The following is a 15441-nucleotide window of genomic DNA, read 5'->3' as shown; positions in this document are numbered from 1 at the left end:
GCGGCAGCGGTATGCCGCCGGCTGGAATTCGTGCGGCGTATTCCCGCTTGGCCGGAGATCGGCATACCGTTACACGGAACGAAGAGCACATTTTCCCGACTGGATGGTGAACGCTTTTTCCCGGTTAGGTTTCAGGCGTTTTCCGCATGCGTTGGCGTATGTTTAGCCGCGTCCGTTGTCCGCAGCCGGGTTGCCAGCGCCGCGCCGGCGGCCGTCAACGCAGCCGATACGCCGTAAGCGGCAAACAGACTGATTTCGGCCAGCAGACCCGATATTGCCGACCCGATCAGAATGCCTCCCATCATGAGCGGAACGATCGCCCCGTTCGTACGTCCGATATAGGCTTCATCCACCTCCTTAATAATGAGCGCGCCGAATACGATTTGGAAAAAGGTCATGATGATGCCTAGCAAAAACCGTACGCTTCCGGTCAGCACCGGCCACAGCGACAGCACCTCGATCACGGTGCCGATTGACAGCGCCATGAGCGCCAACGGTATGATGAGGCTGCGGTGCCGATCCACAATGCCGGAGAAAACGGCGGCGATAATCCCGCCGGCCAGCAATCCGACCCCGGCCAGCGCTTCGAACCATTGAACCGCTTCCTTGGCCAAGCCGAGCCGCTCCATCGTGACGAACACATCGAGCGGTTGCGTAATGCCGGTTGCGCAGCCGACGAGCAGGAACATAACCGCCGTCAGCCGCAAATTCGGTTTTCCGGCGACATAACGGATGCCTTCCCGCATATCCCGGAGCAACGGCGATGGGGCGGGAGAGGTATCGCGCGGCGATGACGGCAGCGCCAACTGAATGAGCGCCGCAAGCGCAAACACCGCAATGAGTACGCCCAACGAAGCCTCTATGCCAAGCCGGGAATAGATCAGCGTGCCGAGAATCGGACCGCCAATCATAAATATGGCCATCTGGCTTTGGGTTATTCCGATTGCGGCACCGATAAGTTCCTCCGGAACATGCCGCTTGAACAACACCGAGGAAGACGGCTGCGAGAACTGGCTGACGACCGCCGAAACAACCGTCGCGGCAAATGCCGCCTGCCACCAACCGGCCGATACTAGACCGAGGATGACGACGATCGACACCGCGCTTAGCGAATCGCCGATAATGACCGTCTTTTTCGGGTTCCACCGGTCGGCTAACGTCCCGCCGATCATGGAAAATACGAATATCGGCAAGTATTCCAGCGCCGTCAGCAGCGCCACCGCCGTCGGATTATTGCCCGTCTGCTCCATAATATAGAAAAGAAGGGCCATGTTGCGGACCCAGATGCCAATCTGCTGGAGCAAATCGGCACCCGCCACGATGAGAAAAACGCGATTACGGAATAGGGGGGGCATGGGCTTACACTCCTATTATAATCTGACCGTTCGGTATAATTGTAAAAACAACTGACCGCTGCTACGCGGTCGGATAGTACGCCTCCGGCACAAATCCGTGCTGCGGGAGGCCGTACTGCAGGAAGCCGACCGTTGCCGTCCGGGTTGATGCGGCGCCGACAGATGCCGCTTTCGCGATCAAACCGTTCGCATGTCAGCCTTTTCGCGGCAAGCCTGCGCCCTGGACGAAAATATCGATCGCTTTCCGATGCAGCGCCAGCACTTCTTCCTTGGGCATGTCTTCATAATAAGTGAGACCGAGACCGCTCATCATGCCGACCAATATATAGGTCAGCGCCTTCGGATCGTCGTGGCGGAATTCGCCCTTCTCGATGCCTTCCTCCACCACTTCGCCGATAAGCGGATAGTGCCGGCGGCTGATGTCGAGCAGCCGTTCAAGCACCGCAGGATCGCTGCCGTAGCTGCCGGCGAATTCCTCGCCCGCCTTAATGAGCGGATTGTCGAAATCCTGCGCATAATGTTCGGCAAGCGCATAGAGCTTTTCCGTCGCCGTCATGCCCGGCTTGACAAGCTCGCGCCATTTATCTTCCCATTCCAGCATGTTTTGTTCCAGCAACCGAAGAAACAACTGCTCCTTGCTCTTGAAATGGTAATAGATGCTGCCTTTGCTGACACCCGCTTCCTCGCAGATGTCTTCCATCGATGACGCGCCATAACCTTTGCGGATAAACAACTCTTTAGCGCTCTTCATAATTTGCTGTCGTGTACGTTCAGCCTCCTCAGGGGTTTTGCGCGCCATCTCGATGAACCCTCCTCTTGTTAATAATCTGACCGATCGGTTTAATTAAAGTATAACGGGTGGACGATCAAAAGGCAATTCCTTCCCTTTACATTTTGTAACCAAGTAACCAAGCACCAGGCGTCGTCGTTCCCACACTATCAATCGGTGAGAGATAGACTTTCCAACGCAATAGAGCCATGTCCGCGCCGAATTCGGCGGCGCAAAACACGGCTCTTTCACTGACGGTAACGGCAGACGGGCACGGAGCGCGGCCAGCTATTTTACGCTGCCGCGGAGCGTATGCTATAGTAAAAAATAAAAGATTCCTTCCCTTTCCTCCGGTAAAAAGGAGTGTTGGTAGAAAAGGAGCGTTGCCCGCTTGTTCGTCACGATATCCGTCATCCTGCTCGTCTACAGCCTGTTGACCGTCTATATCGGCTGGCACATCTGGCTGTTTCTGTCCGCTGTCTTCGGAACCGTCGACGTGTGGGCGCTGACCGCCGTTCTCGCACTGACGGCGCTGGCTTATATGATCGGCCGGGCCGGCCGGCGCTTTCTCCCCCGCCCGTTGGGAGCTGTGTTCACCTGGATCGGCGCTTACTGGCTCGCTCTTTTCGAATATCTGGTGCTGCTGCTGCCGATGGCCGATCTTGCGGCTCTGGCGCTTCGTGCGGCGGGCCTATCGTCCGGCGTTTATATTCCGGCGCTCGGCTGGACGGTAACGGGAATATTGGCGGTCCTGCTCATCGTCGGGTCGCGGAACGCCTGGCTGCCGGTCGTCCGGTCGTATGACATCGCCATCCCGAAGCCGTCCGGCAAGCGCCGGGAACTGCGAATATTGGCCGCGTCCGATCTGCACCTCGGCGCCATCGTCGGGAAGCGCCATCTGAACCGTCTCATCAAGGAGGCGGAACGGCTGCGTCCCGACCTGATCCTGCTGCCGGGAGACGTCATCGACGACGATATCGCGCCTTATATCGCGAACGATATGGGCAGCGTTATGCGCAAGCTCCGCGCCCCGCTCGGCGTCTATGCCGTACTGGGCAACCACGAATATTACGGCAGAACGATTCCCGTTTATCTGGAACAGATGGAAGCGGCGGGCATTCGCGTGCTGCGCGATGAAACAGTCGTCATCGACGGCAGCCTGCAGCTCGTCGGCCGCAAAGACAAAGCATCCGAAGGGCACGATCCGGAAGGCCGTCTGCCGATCGGCCGGCTCCTTGACGGCCTCGACCGATCCAAGCCGATCGTGCTGATGGACCATCAGCCGGCCGAATTGCGCCTGGCAGCCGAGCAGGGCGCCGATCTGACGCTGTCCGGCCATACCCACCGCGGCCAGCTCGCGCCCAACCATTTGTTGACGAAGCGATTGTTCGACCTCCATTGGGGGTACCGGGTCATAGGCGGCATGCATGCGGTCGTTTCCTCCGGCTTCGGCACCTGGGGCCCGCCGCTGCGCATCGGCAGCCGCAGCGAAATCATACTGCTGCGAGTCCGGTTCGGCGATTGATAGAACGGCACCTGCCCGTCAGCGCACGGCGATACAGAACGGCAGCGGCACCTGCCCGTCAGCGCGCGGCAATATAGGTCGGCCGTGGCGCCTGCCCCGAATAGGGGTCTTGCAGCTTGTTGGCGACGCTATTGTACACGATAAACACATTGCTGCGCGGATACGGCGTTATGTTGCTGTTCGATCCGTGCATAATATTGCAATCGAACAGAACGATCGAGCCTTTGCGCCCGATAGGAGTCTCGATGCCGCTTTCCCGCACGAGTGCGGTCAGACTGCCGGGATCGGGAACGCCGTATTCCTGCTTCCGCAGCGACGACCTGAAATGGTTCTCCGGCGTCCGGCCGACGCAGGAAACGAACTTGCGGTGCGAGCCCGGTATGACCATGAGCGGGCCATTGAACGGGTAGTTGTCCTCCAGCGCGATCGAGCAGCTGAGTGCCCGCATCGCCGGCATTCCGTCCTCGACATGCCACGTTTCGAAGTCGGAATGCCAGTAAAATTCTTTCCCTGCAAATCCCGGCTTGTAATTAATGCGGGACTGGTGGACGTAGACGTCGCCGCCCAACAGGTAACGAACGATGTTCAGCAGCCGCGGATGCCGGGCCGCCTGACGGAATACGTCGTTGCGGTCATGAACCGCGAAGATTGAGCGTACCTCGCCGCCTCCCGGCTCCCGGATCACTTCCTTCGCGTCGCGCGTCCGGTAATGCTCCTGCAACCGTCTCAATTCTTCCCGCCATTCGGCGATCTCCTCGTCCGTGAAGAAGGATTCCAGAAACAAATAGCCGTTCGTTTCATAAAACGCCGACTGCTCGCGGGTCAGCGGGCTGTCTTCGCTCCACTCCGAATAGACAGTCGGGTCCCGCCGCTCTATGATGACCGGCTTGTCGCCGACCCGGGACGGGTAGCGGTCTTCCGCACCGCTAGCTTCCGTATTCGTTCCGACAAACGATTTCACGCGATCAGCTCCTTGTTTCGAATTATCGGCAGCAGATTCGCGGCAAGCTGTTCCAAGCGGCCGCAATGACTGCCACGCCGTTACTTCGCTTTAAGCTTCCACAAGCGGATATGCGCCTTCTTCGTCATGCACCTCGGCGCCGGTAAGCGGCGGGGTGAACACGCACACCATCCGCAATTGCGACTTGGCCCGCAAATAATGCTTTTCATGTCCGTCCAGCACATACAAGGTGCCGGGGCGAATCGGATACGCCCGGTCTCCTTCCGGATGGATTTCGCCTTCTCCCTCGATGCAGTAGACGGCCTCGATATGATGTTTGTACCAGATCAACGTCTCCGTCCCCGGTTTGATGATCGTATCGTTCAATGAAAAACCGACTCCGTCCTTTTTCAGAATCAATCTTCTGGATATCCATGTCGCCGCGCTCACATCGTCCTTCGTCCCGATTACATCCTCCAAATGTTTTACGATCATTTCGACCTTTCCCCTTTCATTCGTCTGAACTGCAACCACGGCCTCGCGGCAAATTCTTTCGCATGGCGATAAGCGCCTTGCCCGCTCGCATGTATCCGGCCGTTATGTACGGCCGGCAAGTATGGTGGCGTCGGACGGGTGCTCCGCCAGCAACTTCAGGCACTGCTCCACACGTCGCAGCCCCTCTTCGAGCAGCGGCCGCTCGATCGTCAGCGGCGGCATCAGCTTCGCCACTTCGTCCCGCGGGCCCGACGTCTCCATAATGACGCCCCGCTCGAACGCCGCTCTGCACAGCCGGACCGCCAGCTCCGGCTCGGCGAAGGCGATGCCTTGAATCATTCCCCGGCCGCGCACCGTTCCGCCGCATGCCGGATACGCCTCGCACATCCGCTGCAGCGATTGCTGCATAAGCCGCGCTTTCGCCGCAATTTCCCGCTCGAATTCGCCGTCTTCCCAGTAGGCGAGCGCTTCTTCCGCCGCGACGAAGGCGAGATTGTTGCCCCGGAACGTGCCGTTGTGCTCTCCCGGCCGGAACAGATCGTATTCGGGTTTGACCAGCGTCAGCGCCATCGGCAGCCCGTAGCCGCCGATCGACTTGGACAGGCAGACGATGTCCGGCTCGATGCCCGCCTTCTCGAAGCTGAAAAACGTGCCGGTCCGGCCGCAGCCCATCTGTACGTCGTCGACGATCAACAGGATGCCGCGGCTGCGGCACAACGCCTCAATGCGCTGCAGCCAGCCGGCGCGAGCCGCGTTCAGGCCGCCTTCCCCCTGCACCGTCTCCAGCAGCACCGCGGCCGGCCGATCGACGCCGCTGCCCGGATCGTCGAGCAGCTTCTCCGCATAAGCGGCCGTATCGATCTCTTCGCCGAAATAGCCGTCGTACGGCATAAATGTCGTATGCGCGAGCGGCAAGCCCGCGCCGCCCCGCTTGAACGCGTTGCCGGTAGCGGCGAGCGATCCGAGCGACATGCCGTGGAAGGCGTTCGTAAAGCACAGAATGCCGGTTCGTCCCGTCGCCTTGCGGGCGAGCTTCAGCGCGCTCTCCACCGCGTTCGTCCCCGTCGGACCGGGAAACATGACCTTGTAGGACATGCCCCGCGGCTTCAGAACGACGTCCCGGAACCGCCGCAGAAACGATGCCTTCGCTTTCGTCGCCATGTCCAGTCCGTGCGTGATGCCGTCTTCCAGCAAATAATCGACGAGCCTGCGGCGTATGCGGGGATTGTTGTGCCCGTAATTGAGCGCGCCGGCCCCGGCGAAAAAATCGATGTACGTTTTCTCGCCGGAATCTTCCATCGTCGCATTGCTTGCTTTGACAAACACCTCCGTAAAATGACGGCAGTAGCTTCGAACCTCCGATTCCATCTCATCGAACACCTGCATACCGATCACGCGTTGTGTCAACGATATCCCTCCTCTTGTCGTTATCGTCCCGATTCAAACGTCGTCTTCGCTTCCGCGGCCGGTCAGAGCGGACCGACGCGGTACCTCTCCTCCTCCTCGTGCGTCTGTCCTTTCGGAAACAGCTCCGCCGCATAGCCTGCCGTTACCCGGCACACGCAGCCCCGCTCCCGCGCGAGCGAACGGAACAGCGATTGCGAAGCGCCGTTCGACGGACTGATCGTCGCTTCCACATACCGGATTTCCGTGCGGCGCCCAAGCAGCTCGCGCAGCATCGCTTTCGCGAGACCGCGGCCTCTCGCCGAAGGATGGACAGCGACTTGCCAGACGAACAGCGTGTCGTTCCGTTCCTGCAGCCGGAGCGCCGACACGAAGCCGACCGGCTCGCCCTCCGCCTCCGCCAGCACGCAGCTGTCTCCGAACAGATCGCACAACATGATGTAACTGTAAGGGGTGTTGACGTCGAGACCCCCGGCGGTCCGCAGCAGCCGCCATACCCGGGAGCCGTCGCCGGCCGTCGGCCGTCTCAGCCTGATGCCGGATGCCATCATCGTCATTTCCATTCCGCCTTTCACCGGAACCGGCTCAGGAACGACTTCAGCCGTTCGCTCTGCGGGGTCTCGAAAATTTGCTGCGGCGTGCCCTGCTCGACGATGCGTCCCTCCGCGCTGAAGACGACCCGGTCGGAGACGTCGCGGGCGAAGTCCATCTCGTGCGTAATCAGCATCATCGCCATATCGCCTTCGCGGGCGATATCCCGGATCGTCTCCAGCACTTCCCCGACCAGCTCCGGGTCGAGCGCCGACGTCACCTCGTCGAATACCATCACTTTCGGCCGCATGACGAGCGCCCTGGCAATCGCCACACGCTGCTTCTGGCCGCCGGACAGCTGGGAAGGATACATCTCCAGCTTGTCGGCGAGCCCGACTTTCCCGAGCATCTCGACCGCCCGCTCGCGCGCTTCTTCCCCTGACAACCCCAGCACCTTCCGCGGCGCCTCCGTCACGTTGCGCAGCACGCTCATATGCGGGAACAGATTGAAATGCTGGAACACCATCCCGATCTTCCCGCGAATGCGGTGCAAATGCTTGTCGCTCGCCGGCGCCATTCTGCCGCGCACTTCCATCTGCCACAAATTTTCGCCGTCCACCTCGATCGTGCCGCCGCTCGGCCGCTCCAGCGTCATCAGCATCCGGCCGAGCGTCGTCTTGCCCGAACCGCTCGGGCCGATGACAGCGATTTTCTCCCCGGGATAAATGTCGAGATCGATCCCTTTGATCACCTCCAGCTCCCCGAACGTTTTCGTCACGCCGCGGAACCGGACGACCGGCTCGCCGCGCGCCGGCTCCCATTTCGCCGCATTCGCCTGTTCGCCGGCCTGCGCCGAAACCGGAGCTTCCGCAACCGCGGAACGTTCCGCCGACGATTGTTCAGCCGTATCTACCTTCATGCGTCTCTCCCTCCCTCGAGCTCCAAATTCGATATTGCCAAACGCCGGCAAACAAGCATTGACGACGGCTGCCTGTCACCTTTTCAACACCGGCCCGTTCGTCCGGTTCATCCGCTTCTCCAGCCGCCGGAACAGCAGCGAGACGACAACGCTGACGACAAGAAACAGGACGCCGACGATCGTGTACGGCTCGAACACCCGATACGTCACGGAAGCGATATTTTTCGCCGCGAGCAGCACCTCGGCCACCGTAACCGCCATCAGGATCGGCGTTTCCTTGAACATGACGATCAAATAATTGCCCATCATCGGCACGATCGGCGGCAGCGCCTGCGGCAGCACGACCGACATCCAGGTGCGGCTTTTCGTCATGTTGAGCGCGGTCGCAGCTTCCCACTGCCCTTTCGGCACGCCATCGATGCCGGAACGGTACACTTCGGACAAGTAGGTGGCGTAATGCAGCCCGAGTCCGATAACGCCCGTGGCGAACGCGGACAGTGAAATGCCCGCAAGCAGCGGCAGGCTGAAGAAGATGAAGAACACCTGCACGAGCAGCGGCGTATTCCGGACGAACTCGACGATGCAGCGGACGACGATGCGCACCGCGACGAACCTGGAACGCGCGCCGACGGCGAGAATGAGCCCGATGACGGACGCTACGGCGAAGCCCGCCAGCGTCACATAGACCGTCATCAGAAAGGCGTGCAGCAACTCCGGCATAATCGAAAACGTATAATTCCAGTCCCACATTTTCTACGACCTCCAGGCGGCAAGCCTGCGTTCCGCGAACCGTACGATGAGTGAAATGCAGCAGGACAAGACAAAATAAATAACAAGCAGCAAGCCGAAAATTTGCGGCGTCCAGGTCAAAAAGTTGTTGCGCAAAATCATCGCCTGATACGTCAAATCGGAGAGCGTGATAAAGTAAACGAGCGAAGTCGCCTTGATCAGCTCGATCAACAGATTGCCGAGCGGCGGCAGCATGCGGATGAACGCCTGGGGAAACACGATTTGCCACATCCGCTGCATCGGCGACATGTTGAGCGCGATGGCCGCTTCCCACTGCCCCTTCGGCACCGCCAATATGGAGCTGCGTACGATCTCCGAACCGTAAGCGCCGTAGTTCAGGCCGATCGCCAGGACGGCGGCCGCCAGCTTCGGCAAATTGATGCCGACGAACGGTAAAGCGAAGTAGATCCAGAACATCAGGACGAGCAGCGATACGCCGCGGAAAAATTCAACGTAGACCGTCGCCGCCCCCCTTACGACCGCCCATTTCGACAGCCGGCACAGGCCGGCTGCCACAGCGATGGCCAGCGAAACCACCGCGGACAGAGCAGCAACCTGTAATGTAATTTCCAATCCCTCGAGCAGCAGCGGGAAGAGCGCACTCCATGTCGGCTGCATGTTAAGGCTTGCAGAGCTCCTCGGCCGTCGCGTCACCCGGCAGCTCTTCTTCCGTGAAGCCAAACTGCCGCAAAATTTCCAGCAGCTCGCCGGATTCCTTCATCTTCTCGAGCTCCGCGTTGAACGCCTCACGGAATGCCGTATCCTCCTTGCGGAAAGCGGTGGCGCCATAACCCCGCACATCCTGACCGTCGATGACGGGCTGCTCGAAATCCGTCACCCGCTCGATATTCGGATCCTGCGCCGTATCCAGCCTCGATTGCAGCGCGGGGCCGGTCATCGTCATCACATCGGCGCGACCCGACTGGAGCGCGTTGATCGCCGCATCCTGATCCTGAACGATGACCATCCGCTCTTTCGAAACGCCGGACTTCTCCAAATAACCGATCTCCACTGCGCCCGCCATGACGGCGACCTTCGCCGTGTCATGGTTCGCGATATCCTCGTAGCTCTTGATGTTCAACGGGTTGCCCTTCTTGACGGCGATCGCCTCGCCGATGCTGTACTCCGGATTGGCGAACGCCACGGCCTCGCAGCGTTCGGCGTTAATAAACATCCCGGCGGTCACGATATCGAACCGCTTCGCCTGCAGCCCGGCAATCAGCGACGAAAATTCCGTCAGCTCGCCCCGCATCTCTTGAATGCCAAGCCGCTCCAGAATAACCCGGGCGATTTCGACCGCTTCTCCCGTCAGCTCGCCATCCGCCGTCTTGTAGGCGTAAGGCTTCTCATTGGCAAAACCGACGGTGATATACCCCCTTTCTATGGCCTCGGCAAGCGTATCGCCCGTCTGACCGCATCCCGACGCCATAATCATCGCAATGATCCATGCGAACGCTAATCCTCTCTTCACGCCCTTTCCACAACCTTTCCCCTGTGCTTTGAAATGTGACCGGCAGGCGCTGCCGGCGGTTTACTTAATCATGCTAACATGACAGCAAGATCGGGTCATTTCCAGAAATTTCAGAAAATATAGCGTAATTCATGCTCAAAAGGGAAGAGGCGGGATCACCCGTCCGGTTCTCCCAATTCCTCCTGATAATGGAAGGATGGTAGCCAACAGGGCGGTTTACGGGCGCACTTGCTTATGTTACATAAGTTTTGTTTATAATTTTGAAACTGAAAATATTACGGTAAATCTTGATCAAAAAACAAAATGCGACACCTCGAAATCATAAAAAAATTTATAAAACAATCGAGCATGTCCGCTGCAATGGAAAAGATGGAAAATGACGGCGTCGATTGGCCCGCCTGCCGATTCCTGTTATAATGAAATGCAGGCAATTAAATATGAAATCCATGCACCCGCATGGGAGAGGTTCGCGAACTCCCTCTTTGGGAACGTACGCCAACGCAGCGGCATCCTGGCGCGGCCAAAGTCCGCCGGATCAGCGCGCTGCCGAAGCGTTTCGTCTCCCCCGACCGCTTCGGCTTGCCTCAAGCGGCGCCGAACGCCGGTCCGGTAAAAAAACTAAGGCCGCCTTATCCGGTGATGAAGGATAAGGTCTGTTTTTTGCTGCAGCGACAGTTCAAGAACACTCTTTCTGCCGGGGCTTTCCGCAAGGCGCATGCGGAAATTTCATGGGAGGGAGAGTTTTTTTTATGGATCGACAAGAAAAAGCGATCGTCATATTCAGCGGCGGCCAGGACAGTACGACGTGCCTGTTCTGGGCGAAGCGGGAATTTGCCGAGGTCGAGGCGGTAACGTTCGATTACGGCCAGCGGCATCGGGCGGAGATCGACTGCGCCCGCCGGATTGCGGAAGAGCAGAATGTGCCGTGGACGCTGCTCGATATGGGGCTGCTCAATCAGCTTGCGCCGAACGCGCTGACGCGGAGCGGCATGGCGATCGAGCATCGCGAAGGCGAGCTGCCGAACACGTTCGTGGACGGCCGCAATATGCTCTTCCTGACTTTCGCGGCGATCGTCGCCAAGCAGCGGGGCGCGCGGCACCTCGTCACCGGCGTATGCGAGACCGATTTCAGCGGATATCCGGATTGCCGCGATATTTTCATCAAATCGCTCAATGTGACGCTGAATCTGGCGATGGACTATTCGTTCTTCATTCATACGCCGCTCATGCGCATCGACAAGGCCGCGACGTGGAAGCTGGCCGACGAGCTCGGCGTATTCGACTATATTCGAACGAATACGATCACCTGCTACAACGGCATACCGGGCGACGGCTGCGGCGAATGCCCTTCGTGCAAGCTGCGGCTTGCGGGCATGACCGCCTATCTGGCCGAGCGCGAGCGGCTCCAATCCGCGGACGCGGGCGACGCGTTCGCTAGCGGTGCGGTCGCGGACGGCACAGACGCCGACGGCGGAAGCGGCGCCGTGCCGGCAAGGCAGGTGAAGCCGGTATGAGCGAACGGGAACGATTGGCCGTACCGGGTGAATTGCGCATCGTCGAGAAGCTTCAGCGATACGGCGAAGATATCGGCCATGAGCAGCTTCGCTACCACCGCCGCCGGGTGCTCGTCAGCAAGTCGTTCACATTCGACGCCGCCCATCATCTGCACGCCTACGAAGGCAAATGCAAAAATTTGCACGGCCATACGTACAAGGTCGTATTCGGCATCAGCGGCGTGCCGGACGATGTCGGCATCGTCGTCGATTTTGCCGACATCAAGAAGATATGGAAGAACCGGATCGAGCCTTATCTCGACCACCGGTACTTGAACGAGACGCTTCCTCCGATGAACACGACGGCGGAGAACATGGTCGTCTGGCTGTTCGAGCAGATGGAGGAAGGACTCCGTACAAGCGGCCTCGGCGAAAGGTCTGCGGGCTTGCGAACCGAATTCGTCCGCCTGTTCGAGACGCCGACCAGCTACGCCGAAGCGCGAAGGGAGTGGATGGCCGATGCGTAACGGCGCGCGGCGCGGGACCGGCGCCGAAGCGAAAGCGGCACTCATTCCGGTCATCGAGCTGTTCGGGCCGACCGTTCAGGGAGAAGGGATGGCGATCGGGCAAAAAACGATGTTCGTCCGCACGGCCGGCTGCGACTACCGGTGCAGTTGGTGCGATTCCGCGTTTACATGGGACGGTTCCGCCGCAAGCGACATCCGGATGATGACGCCGGAAGCGATCTATGCGGAACTGCGCAGCCTGGGCGGCGACCGCTTCTCCCATGTGACGCTGTCCGGCGGCAATCCGGCGCTGCTGCCGTCGCTCGGCGGCCTCGTTACGCTGCTGAAGGCGAACGGCATCCGCACCGCCGTCGAGACGCAAGGCTCCCGCTGGCAGGATTGGTTGGCGGAGGTCGACGAGGTCACCTTGTCGCCGAAGCCGCCGAGCTCGCGGATGGAGACCGATTGGCAGACGCTCGACGGCATCGTCAGCCGCCTTCAGACCGGCGCGGGCGCCTTCAGCCTGAAGGTCGTCGTCTTCGATGACGTCGACCTCGCTTACGCGGAGCGGGTGCGCCGGCGCTATGAGGGCGTCCCGATGTTCGTGCAGGTCGGCAACCCCGACGTGCGGACGGACGACGCCGCCGGCCACGCCGCCATGCTGCTGCGCCGCTACGAGTGGCTGATCGGGCGGGTCGCCGACTCTCCCGCGCTGAATGACGCGCGCGTGCTGCCGCAGCTTCATGCGCTCGTATGGGGCAACCGGCGCGGCGTGTGAAGCGGTCGGCCAACCGGGACACGGCGGACGCGTCTTCGACACGAGCCGCCTCCGCCCGGCCTGACGCGTTCCCGCATGCGGCACTGCGACATCATCCGCGTTTTCACTCGGCCTGACGCGTTCCCGCATGCGGCACTGCGATATCATCCGCTTCGCTCTGCCTGTCGCGTTCCCGTATACGGTCACTGCGACATCATCCGCGTTTTCACTCGGCCTGACGCGTTCCCGCATCCGGCACTGCGACATCATCCGCTTCGCTCGGCCTGATGCGTTCCCGCATACGGCACTGCGATATCATCCGCTTCGCTCGGCCTGATGCGTTCCCGCATGCGGCACTGCGACATCACTGCCTCCGTTCGGCGGGGTTCCATTTTGAAGCGATCCTTTGTCATATGCGGCATACGTTTGAACAGTCAGCGTTTCGATAGGACCGGCAACACCCAATCCATCAAAGGAGTTGAAATACTCATGAGCGGTAGACAATCCGACGAGATGAACCGTTTGACGCTGCTCGGCAGCCAGGGGACGCAATATCCGACCTCGTACGCTCCCGAAGTGCTGGAGACATTCGACAACAAGCATCCGTACCGGGATTATTTCGTCAAATTCAACTGTCCGGAATTTACGAGCCTGTGCCCGATTACCGGGCAGCCGGATTTTGCGACCGTATATATCAGCTACATCCCCGACGCAAAAATGGTCGAGAGCAAATCGCTGAAGCTGTATCTGTTTAGCTTCCGCAATCACGGCGACTTTCACGAGGATTGCATGAACATCATAATGAACGACCTGATCAAGCTGATGGACCCGCGATATATCGAAGTATGGGGCAAATTCACCCCGCGCGGCGGCATATCCATCGACCCTTACTGCAACTACGGTCGTCCCGGCACCAAGTACGAACGGATGGCTGAGCAACGGCTGCTGCAGCATGATCTATACCCCGAAAAAGTCGACAACCGCTAATTTCGACACGCCGGAGGCGCAAGCGATCCGCCTTTAAAATCTATCGGTCATACGCACACCTTAAAGCGAAAAAATGCCTCTTGTGACCGCGATTTCGAAGGCTATGGCGCTCCAGTGTCCGATACATTTTTAACCGGACGTTTTTTCGCGGGTACGTGATGTCCGTTAAAAATTTGGATCGTTCGTGGCCGGCGGTTCGTTAGCCCCGGCCATTCAGACCGCTCCGATTAGCCCCCCACTCCGACCAACTCCTGCTAACTCAGATCACGTACATGCAGTTTGACCGTCCGCCATGCGAACCACCCCAGCCACCCCCGACTAACTCCTGCTACTCAGAACACGCACATGCGGTTCAACCGTCCGTCATGCGACCCGGCTCAGCCACTCTGACCAGCTCCTGCTAACTCAGAACACGCACATGCGGTTCAACCGTCCGTCATGCAACCCGGCTCAGCCACTCTGACCAGTTCCTGCTAACTCAGAGCACGCACATGCGATTTGACCGTCCGTCATGCGACCCGGCTCAGCCACTCTGACCAGTTCCTGCTACTCAGATTACGTACATGCAGTTTGACCGTCCGCCATGCGAACCAACCCAGCCACTCTGACCAGCTCCTGCTACTCAGATCACTCCATCTACTTCGGCCACTCGGACTACTCTTGCCGCCGCGGCCAATCGTCACCCGGCTAACGAATCGGACAAAATGAACCGATTTCGACAGTGGCAAGCGCCGACGGATATGGCGGACGTCCGGACGGTTAAATAGGGGGGATTTTCAATGTGATGGGCTATAACAGGCGCGCTTCCATTGTTAAAAACTCCCCCGGCGACCTCGGCCCCCCCGGTGACTAACCACTTTGCTTTATCTGACGTTGAGTGTCGAAGCCGGATACGACGCATCGAGCATAAAACTGCAAAAGTGCAGCTTTTTCTACCTAAAAATAGACAAAACGCCAAAATTCCTGCGAAAATACAGTTTTTGAGATCCGTTTAAGGCCAAGCAAGCAAAAATAGCAAAAAATTCCTGTATTTTTGCAGGAATTTGTCTTAGGCTTGCCGTTTCGGGCTGCAAATCCTGCATTTTTGCAGGATTCTTACCAAATCGAGCTGCTGGGGATATGCCGATGGTCACGAGTGTCCGGATCGCGCCCGGCGCATGATAAATTTGGCGACTGTTTGTCCATTTTGCAACTATTCGTCGAGCGGCGGCGTCTAGAGATTAGAAAACGCTGCCAGCGCGCAGCCGAAAGCAGGTGGACATCTTGACGAACCGCATATGGCGCAAGCCGCTATTGACCCTCCTCCTGATGGTCCTGACCACCGCAGCTTGCACAAACGGCGGAAAAATCCCGGCGGACGGCACCGCGGCGGAAGGCGGGAGTCCGCCGTCGCCATCCGTGACGCATACCGGCGGGGCACCGGCCGATTCGAATGGCGCCCCGAATGAGGACGGGCTCGATGGCCGTCCGGATTCCGATGGCGGAGCGGCTAACGGCAAC

Annotated in this window: 16 protein-coding genes; 6 read left to right on the top strand and 10 right to left on the bottom strand. The window is 59.3% G+C overall.

The features are described 5' to 3' along the window. Window positions 1–131 precede the first annotated feature (131 nt). On the bottom strand, window positions 132–1355 hold the full coding sequence (locus ABEV74_RS05215; RefSeq protein WP_430143987.1) for an MFS transporter: 1224 nt from the start codon (window positions 1353–1355) through the stop codon (window positions 132–134). 193 nt (window positions 1356–1548) lie between these two features. Next, the gene (locus tag ABEV74_RS05210) at window positions 1549–2154 is read right to left on the bottom strand and encodes a TetR/AcrR family transcriptional regulator (protein ID WP_430143983.1); all 606 of its coding nucleotides are present in this window, start codon (window positions 2152–2154) and stop codon (window positions 1549–1551) included. Window positions 2155–2515: 361 nt separating this feature from the next. Here ABEV74_RS05210 and ABEV74_RS05205 point away from each other — a divergent pair, with 361 nt between their 5' ends. Further along, window positions 2516–3649 (top strand): metallophosphoesterase, encoded by a 1134-nt coding sequence (locus ABEV74_RS05205; RefSeq protein ID WP_430143980.1) that lies wholly within the window; start codon window positions 2516–2518, stop codon window positions 3647–3649. A gap of 58 nt (window positions 3650–3707) precedes the next feature. Here the strand turns inward: ABEV74_RS05205 and thpD are convergent, their stop codons facing one another. The 8 genes from thpD to ehuB all read right to left on the bottom strand — a co-directional run bounded on the left by thpD (window position 3708) and on the right by ehuB (window position 10162). Further along, entirely contained in the window at window positions 3708–4610 is a 903-nt protein-coding gene (gene thpD / locus ABEV74_RS05200; RefSeq protein ID WP_430143978.1) for an ectoine hydroxylase, read from the bottom strand. A 90-nt stretch (window positions 4611–4700) separates the two neighbouring features. After that, window positions 4701–5084, bottom strand: a complete 384-nt coding sequence (locus tag ABEV74_RS05195) for an ectoine synthase (protein WP_430143976.1) — start codon at window positions 5082–5084, stop codon at window positions 4701–4703. Between the two features lie 102 nt (window positions 5085–5186). Beyond that, entirely contained in the window at window positions 5187–6470 is a 1284-nt protein-coding gene (gene ectB / locus ABEV74_RS05190; RefSeq protein WP_430144014.1) for a diaminobutyrate--2-oxoglutarate transaminase, read from the bottom strand. 83 nt (window positions 6471–6553) lie between these two features. After that, complete coding sequence (gene ectA, locus ABEV74_RS05185; RefSeq protein ID WP_430143974.1) at window positions 6554–7045, bottom strand: diaminobutyrate acetyltransferase; 492 nt, start codon at window positions 7043–7045, stop codon at window positions 6554–6556. 14 nt (window positions 7046–7059) lie between these two features. Then, complete coding sequence (ehuA, locus tag ABEV74_RS05180) at window positions 7060–7938, bottom strand: ectoine/hydroxyectoine ABC transporter ATP-binding protein EhuA (protein ID WP_430143971.1); 879 nt, start codon at window positions 7936–7938, stop codon at window positions 7060–7062. Between the two features lie 75 nt (window positions 7939–8013). Further along, window positions 8014–8688, bottom strand: coding sequence for an ectoine/hydroxyectoine ABC transporter permease subunit EhuD (gene ehuD / locus ABEV74_RS05175; protein WP_430143969.1), 675 nt, complete (start codon window positions 8686–8688; stop codon window positions 8014–8016). A gap of 3 nt (window positions 8689–8691) precedes the next feature. Next, window positions 8692–9345 (bottom strand): ectoine/hydroxyectoine ABC transporter permease subunit EhuC, encoded by a 654-nt coding sequence (gene ehuC, locus ABEV74_RS05170; protein ID WP_430143966.1) that lies wholly within the window; start codon window positions 9343–9345, stop codon window positions 8692–8694. A 1-nt stretch (window position 9346) separates the two neighbouring features. Further along, window positions 9347–10162: an ectoine/hydroxyectoine ABC transporter substrate-binding protein EhuB gene (ehuB, locus tag ABEV74_RS05165; RefSeq protein WP_213530287.1), complete on the bottom strand. Its 816-nt coding sequence runs from the start codon at window positions 10160–10162 to the stop codon at window positions 9347–9349. 785 nt (window positions 10163–10947) lie between these two features. Between ehuB and queC the strand changes: the two genes are divergently transcribed. The 5 genes from queC to ABEV74_RS05140 form a co-directional block, all read left to right on the top strand. Beyond that, window positions 10948–11712 (top strand): 7-cyano-7-deazaguanine synthase QueC, encoded by a 765-nt coding sequence (gene queC / locus ABEV74_RS05160; RefSeq protein WP_430143963.1) that lies wholly within the window; start codon window positions 10948–10950, stop codon window positions 11710–11712. Next, window positions 11709–12218 carry a 6-carboxytetrahydropterin synthase QueD gene (queD, locus tag ABEV74_RS05155; RefSeq protein ID WP_430143961.1) on the top strand — a complete coding sequence of 170 codons (510 nt, stop codon included), beginning with the start codon at window positions 11709–11711 and terminating at the stop codon, window positions 12216–12218. Before queC ends, queD begins: the two co-directional genes overlap by 4 nt. Continuing rightward, on the top strand, window positions 12211–12975 hold the full coding sequence (gene queE / locus ABEV74_RS05150; protein WP_430143958.1) for a 7-carboxy-7-deazaguanine synthase QueE: 765 nt from the start codon (window positions 12211–12213) through the stop codon (window positions 12973–12975). The genes queD and queE overlap by 8 nt, the downstream gene beginning before the upstream one ends. A 468-nt stretch (window positions 12976–13443) precedes the next feature. Continuing rightward, complete coding sequence (gene queF / locus ABEV74_RS05145; protein ID WP_062490801.1) at window positions 13444–13941, top strand: preQ(1) synthase; 498 nt, start codon at window positions 13444–13446, stop codon at window positions 13939–13941. Between the two features lie 1263 nt (window positions 13942–15204). Then, on the top strand, window positions 15205–15441 hold a 237-nt coding region (locus tag ABEV74_RS05140), incomplete at its 3' end, for a hypothetical protein (RefSeq protein ID WP_430143955.1).

The sequence above is a fragment of the Paenibacillus cisolokensis genome, from assembly GCF_050481165.1.
Classification (GTDB): Bacteria; Bacillota; Bacilli; order Paenibacillales; family Paenibacillaceae; genus Paenibacillus_AH; species Paenibacillus_AH cisolokensis.
This window is presented reverse-complemented; position numbering and strand designations above follow the sequence as displayed.

Coding starts and splice junctions, on each gene's coding strand:
- queC (WP_430143963.1), top strand. CDS start 10,948: ATGGATCGACAAGAAAAAGCGATCGTCATATTCAGCGGCGGCCAGGAC.
- ABEV74_RS05195 (WP_430143976.1), bottom strand. CDS start 5,084: ATGATCGTAAAACATTTGGAGGATGTAATCGGGACGAAGGACGATGTG.
- ABEV74_RS05215 (WP_430143987.1), bottom strand. CDS start 1,355: ATGCCCCCCCTATTCCGTAATCGCGTTTTTCTCATCGTGGCGGGTGCC.
- queD (WP_430143961.1), top strand. CDS start 11,709: ATGAGCGAACGGGAACGATTGGCCGTACCGGGTGAATTGCGCATCGTC.
- ehuB (WP_213530287.1), bottom strand. CDS start 10,162: ATGATTATGGCGTCGGGATGCGGTCAGACGGGCGATACGCTTGCCGAG.
- ectA (WP_430143974.1), bottom strand. CDS start 7,045: ATGACGATGATGGCATCCGGCATCAGGCTGAGACGGCCGACGGCCGGC.
- queE (WP_430143958.1), top strand. CDS start 12,211: ATGCGTAACGGCGCGCGGCGCGGGACCGGCGCCGAAGCGAAAGCGGCA.
- ehuC (WP_430143966.1), bottom strand. CDS start 9,345: ATGCAGCCGACATGGAGTGCGCTCTTCCCGCTGCTGCTCGAGGGATTG.
- ectB (WP_430144014.1), bottom strand. CDS start 6,470: ATGCAGGTGTTCGATGAGATGGAATCGGAGGTTCGAAGCTACTGCCGT.
- ABEV74_RS05210 (WP_430143983.1), bottom strand. CDS start 2,154: ATGGCGCGCAAAACCCCTGAGGAGGCTGAACGTACACGACAGCAAATT.
- ehuA (WP_430143971.1), bottom strand. CDS start 7,938: ATGAAGGTAGATACGGCTGAACAATCGTCGGCGGAACGTTCCGCGGTT.
- ehuD (WP_430143969.1), bottom strand. CDS start 8,688: ATGTGGGACTGGAATTATACGTTTTCGATTATGCCGGAGTTGCTGCAC.
- queF (WP_062490801.1), top strand. CDS start 13,444: ATGAGCGGTAGACAATCCGACGAGATGAACCGTTTGACGCTGCTCGGC.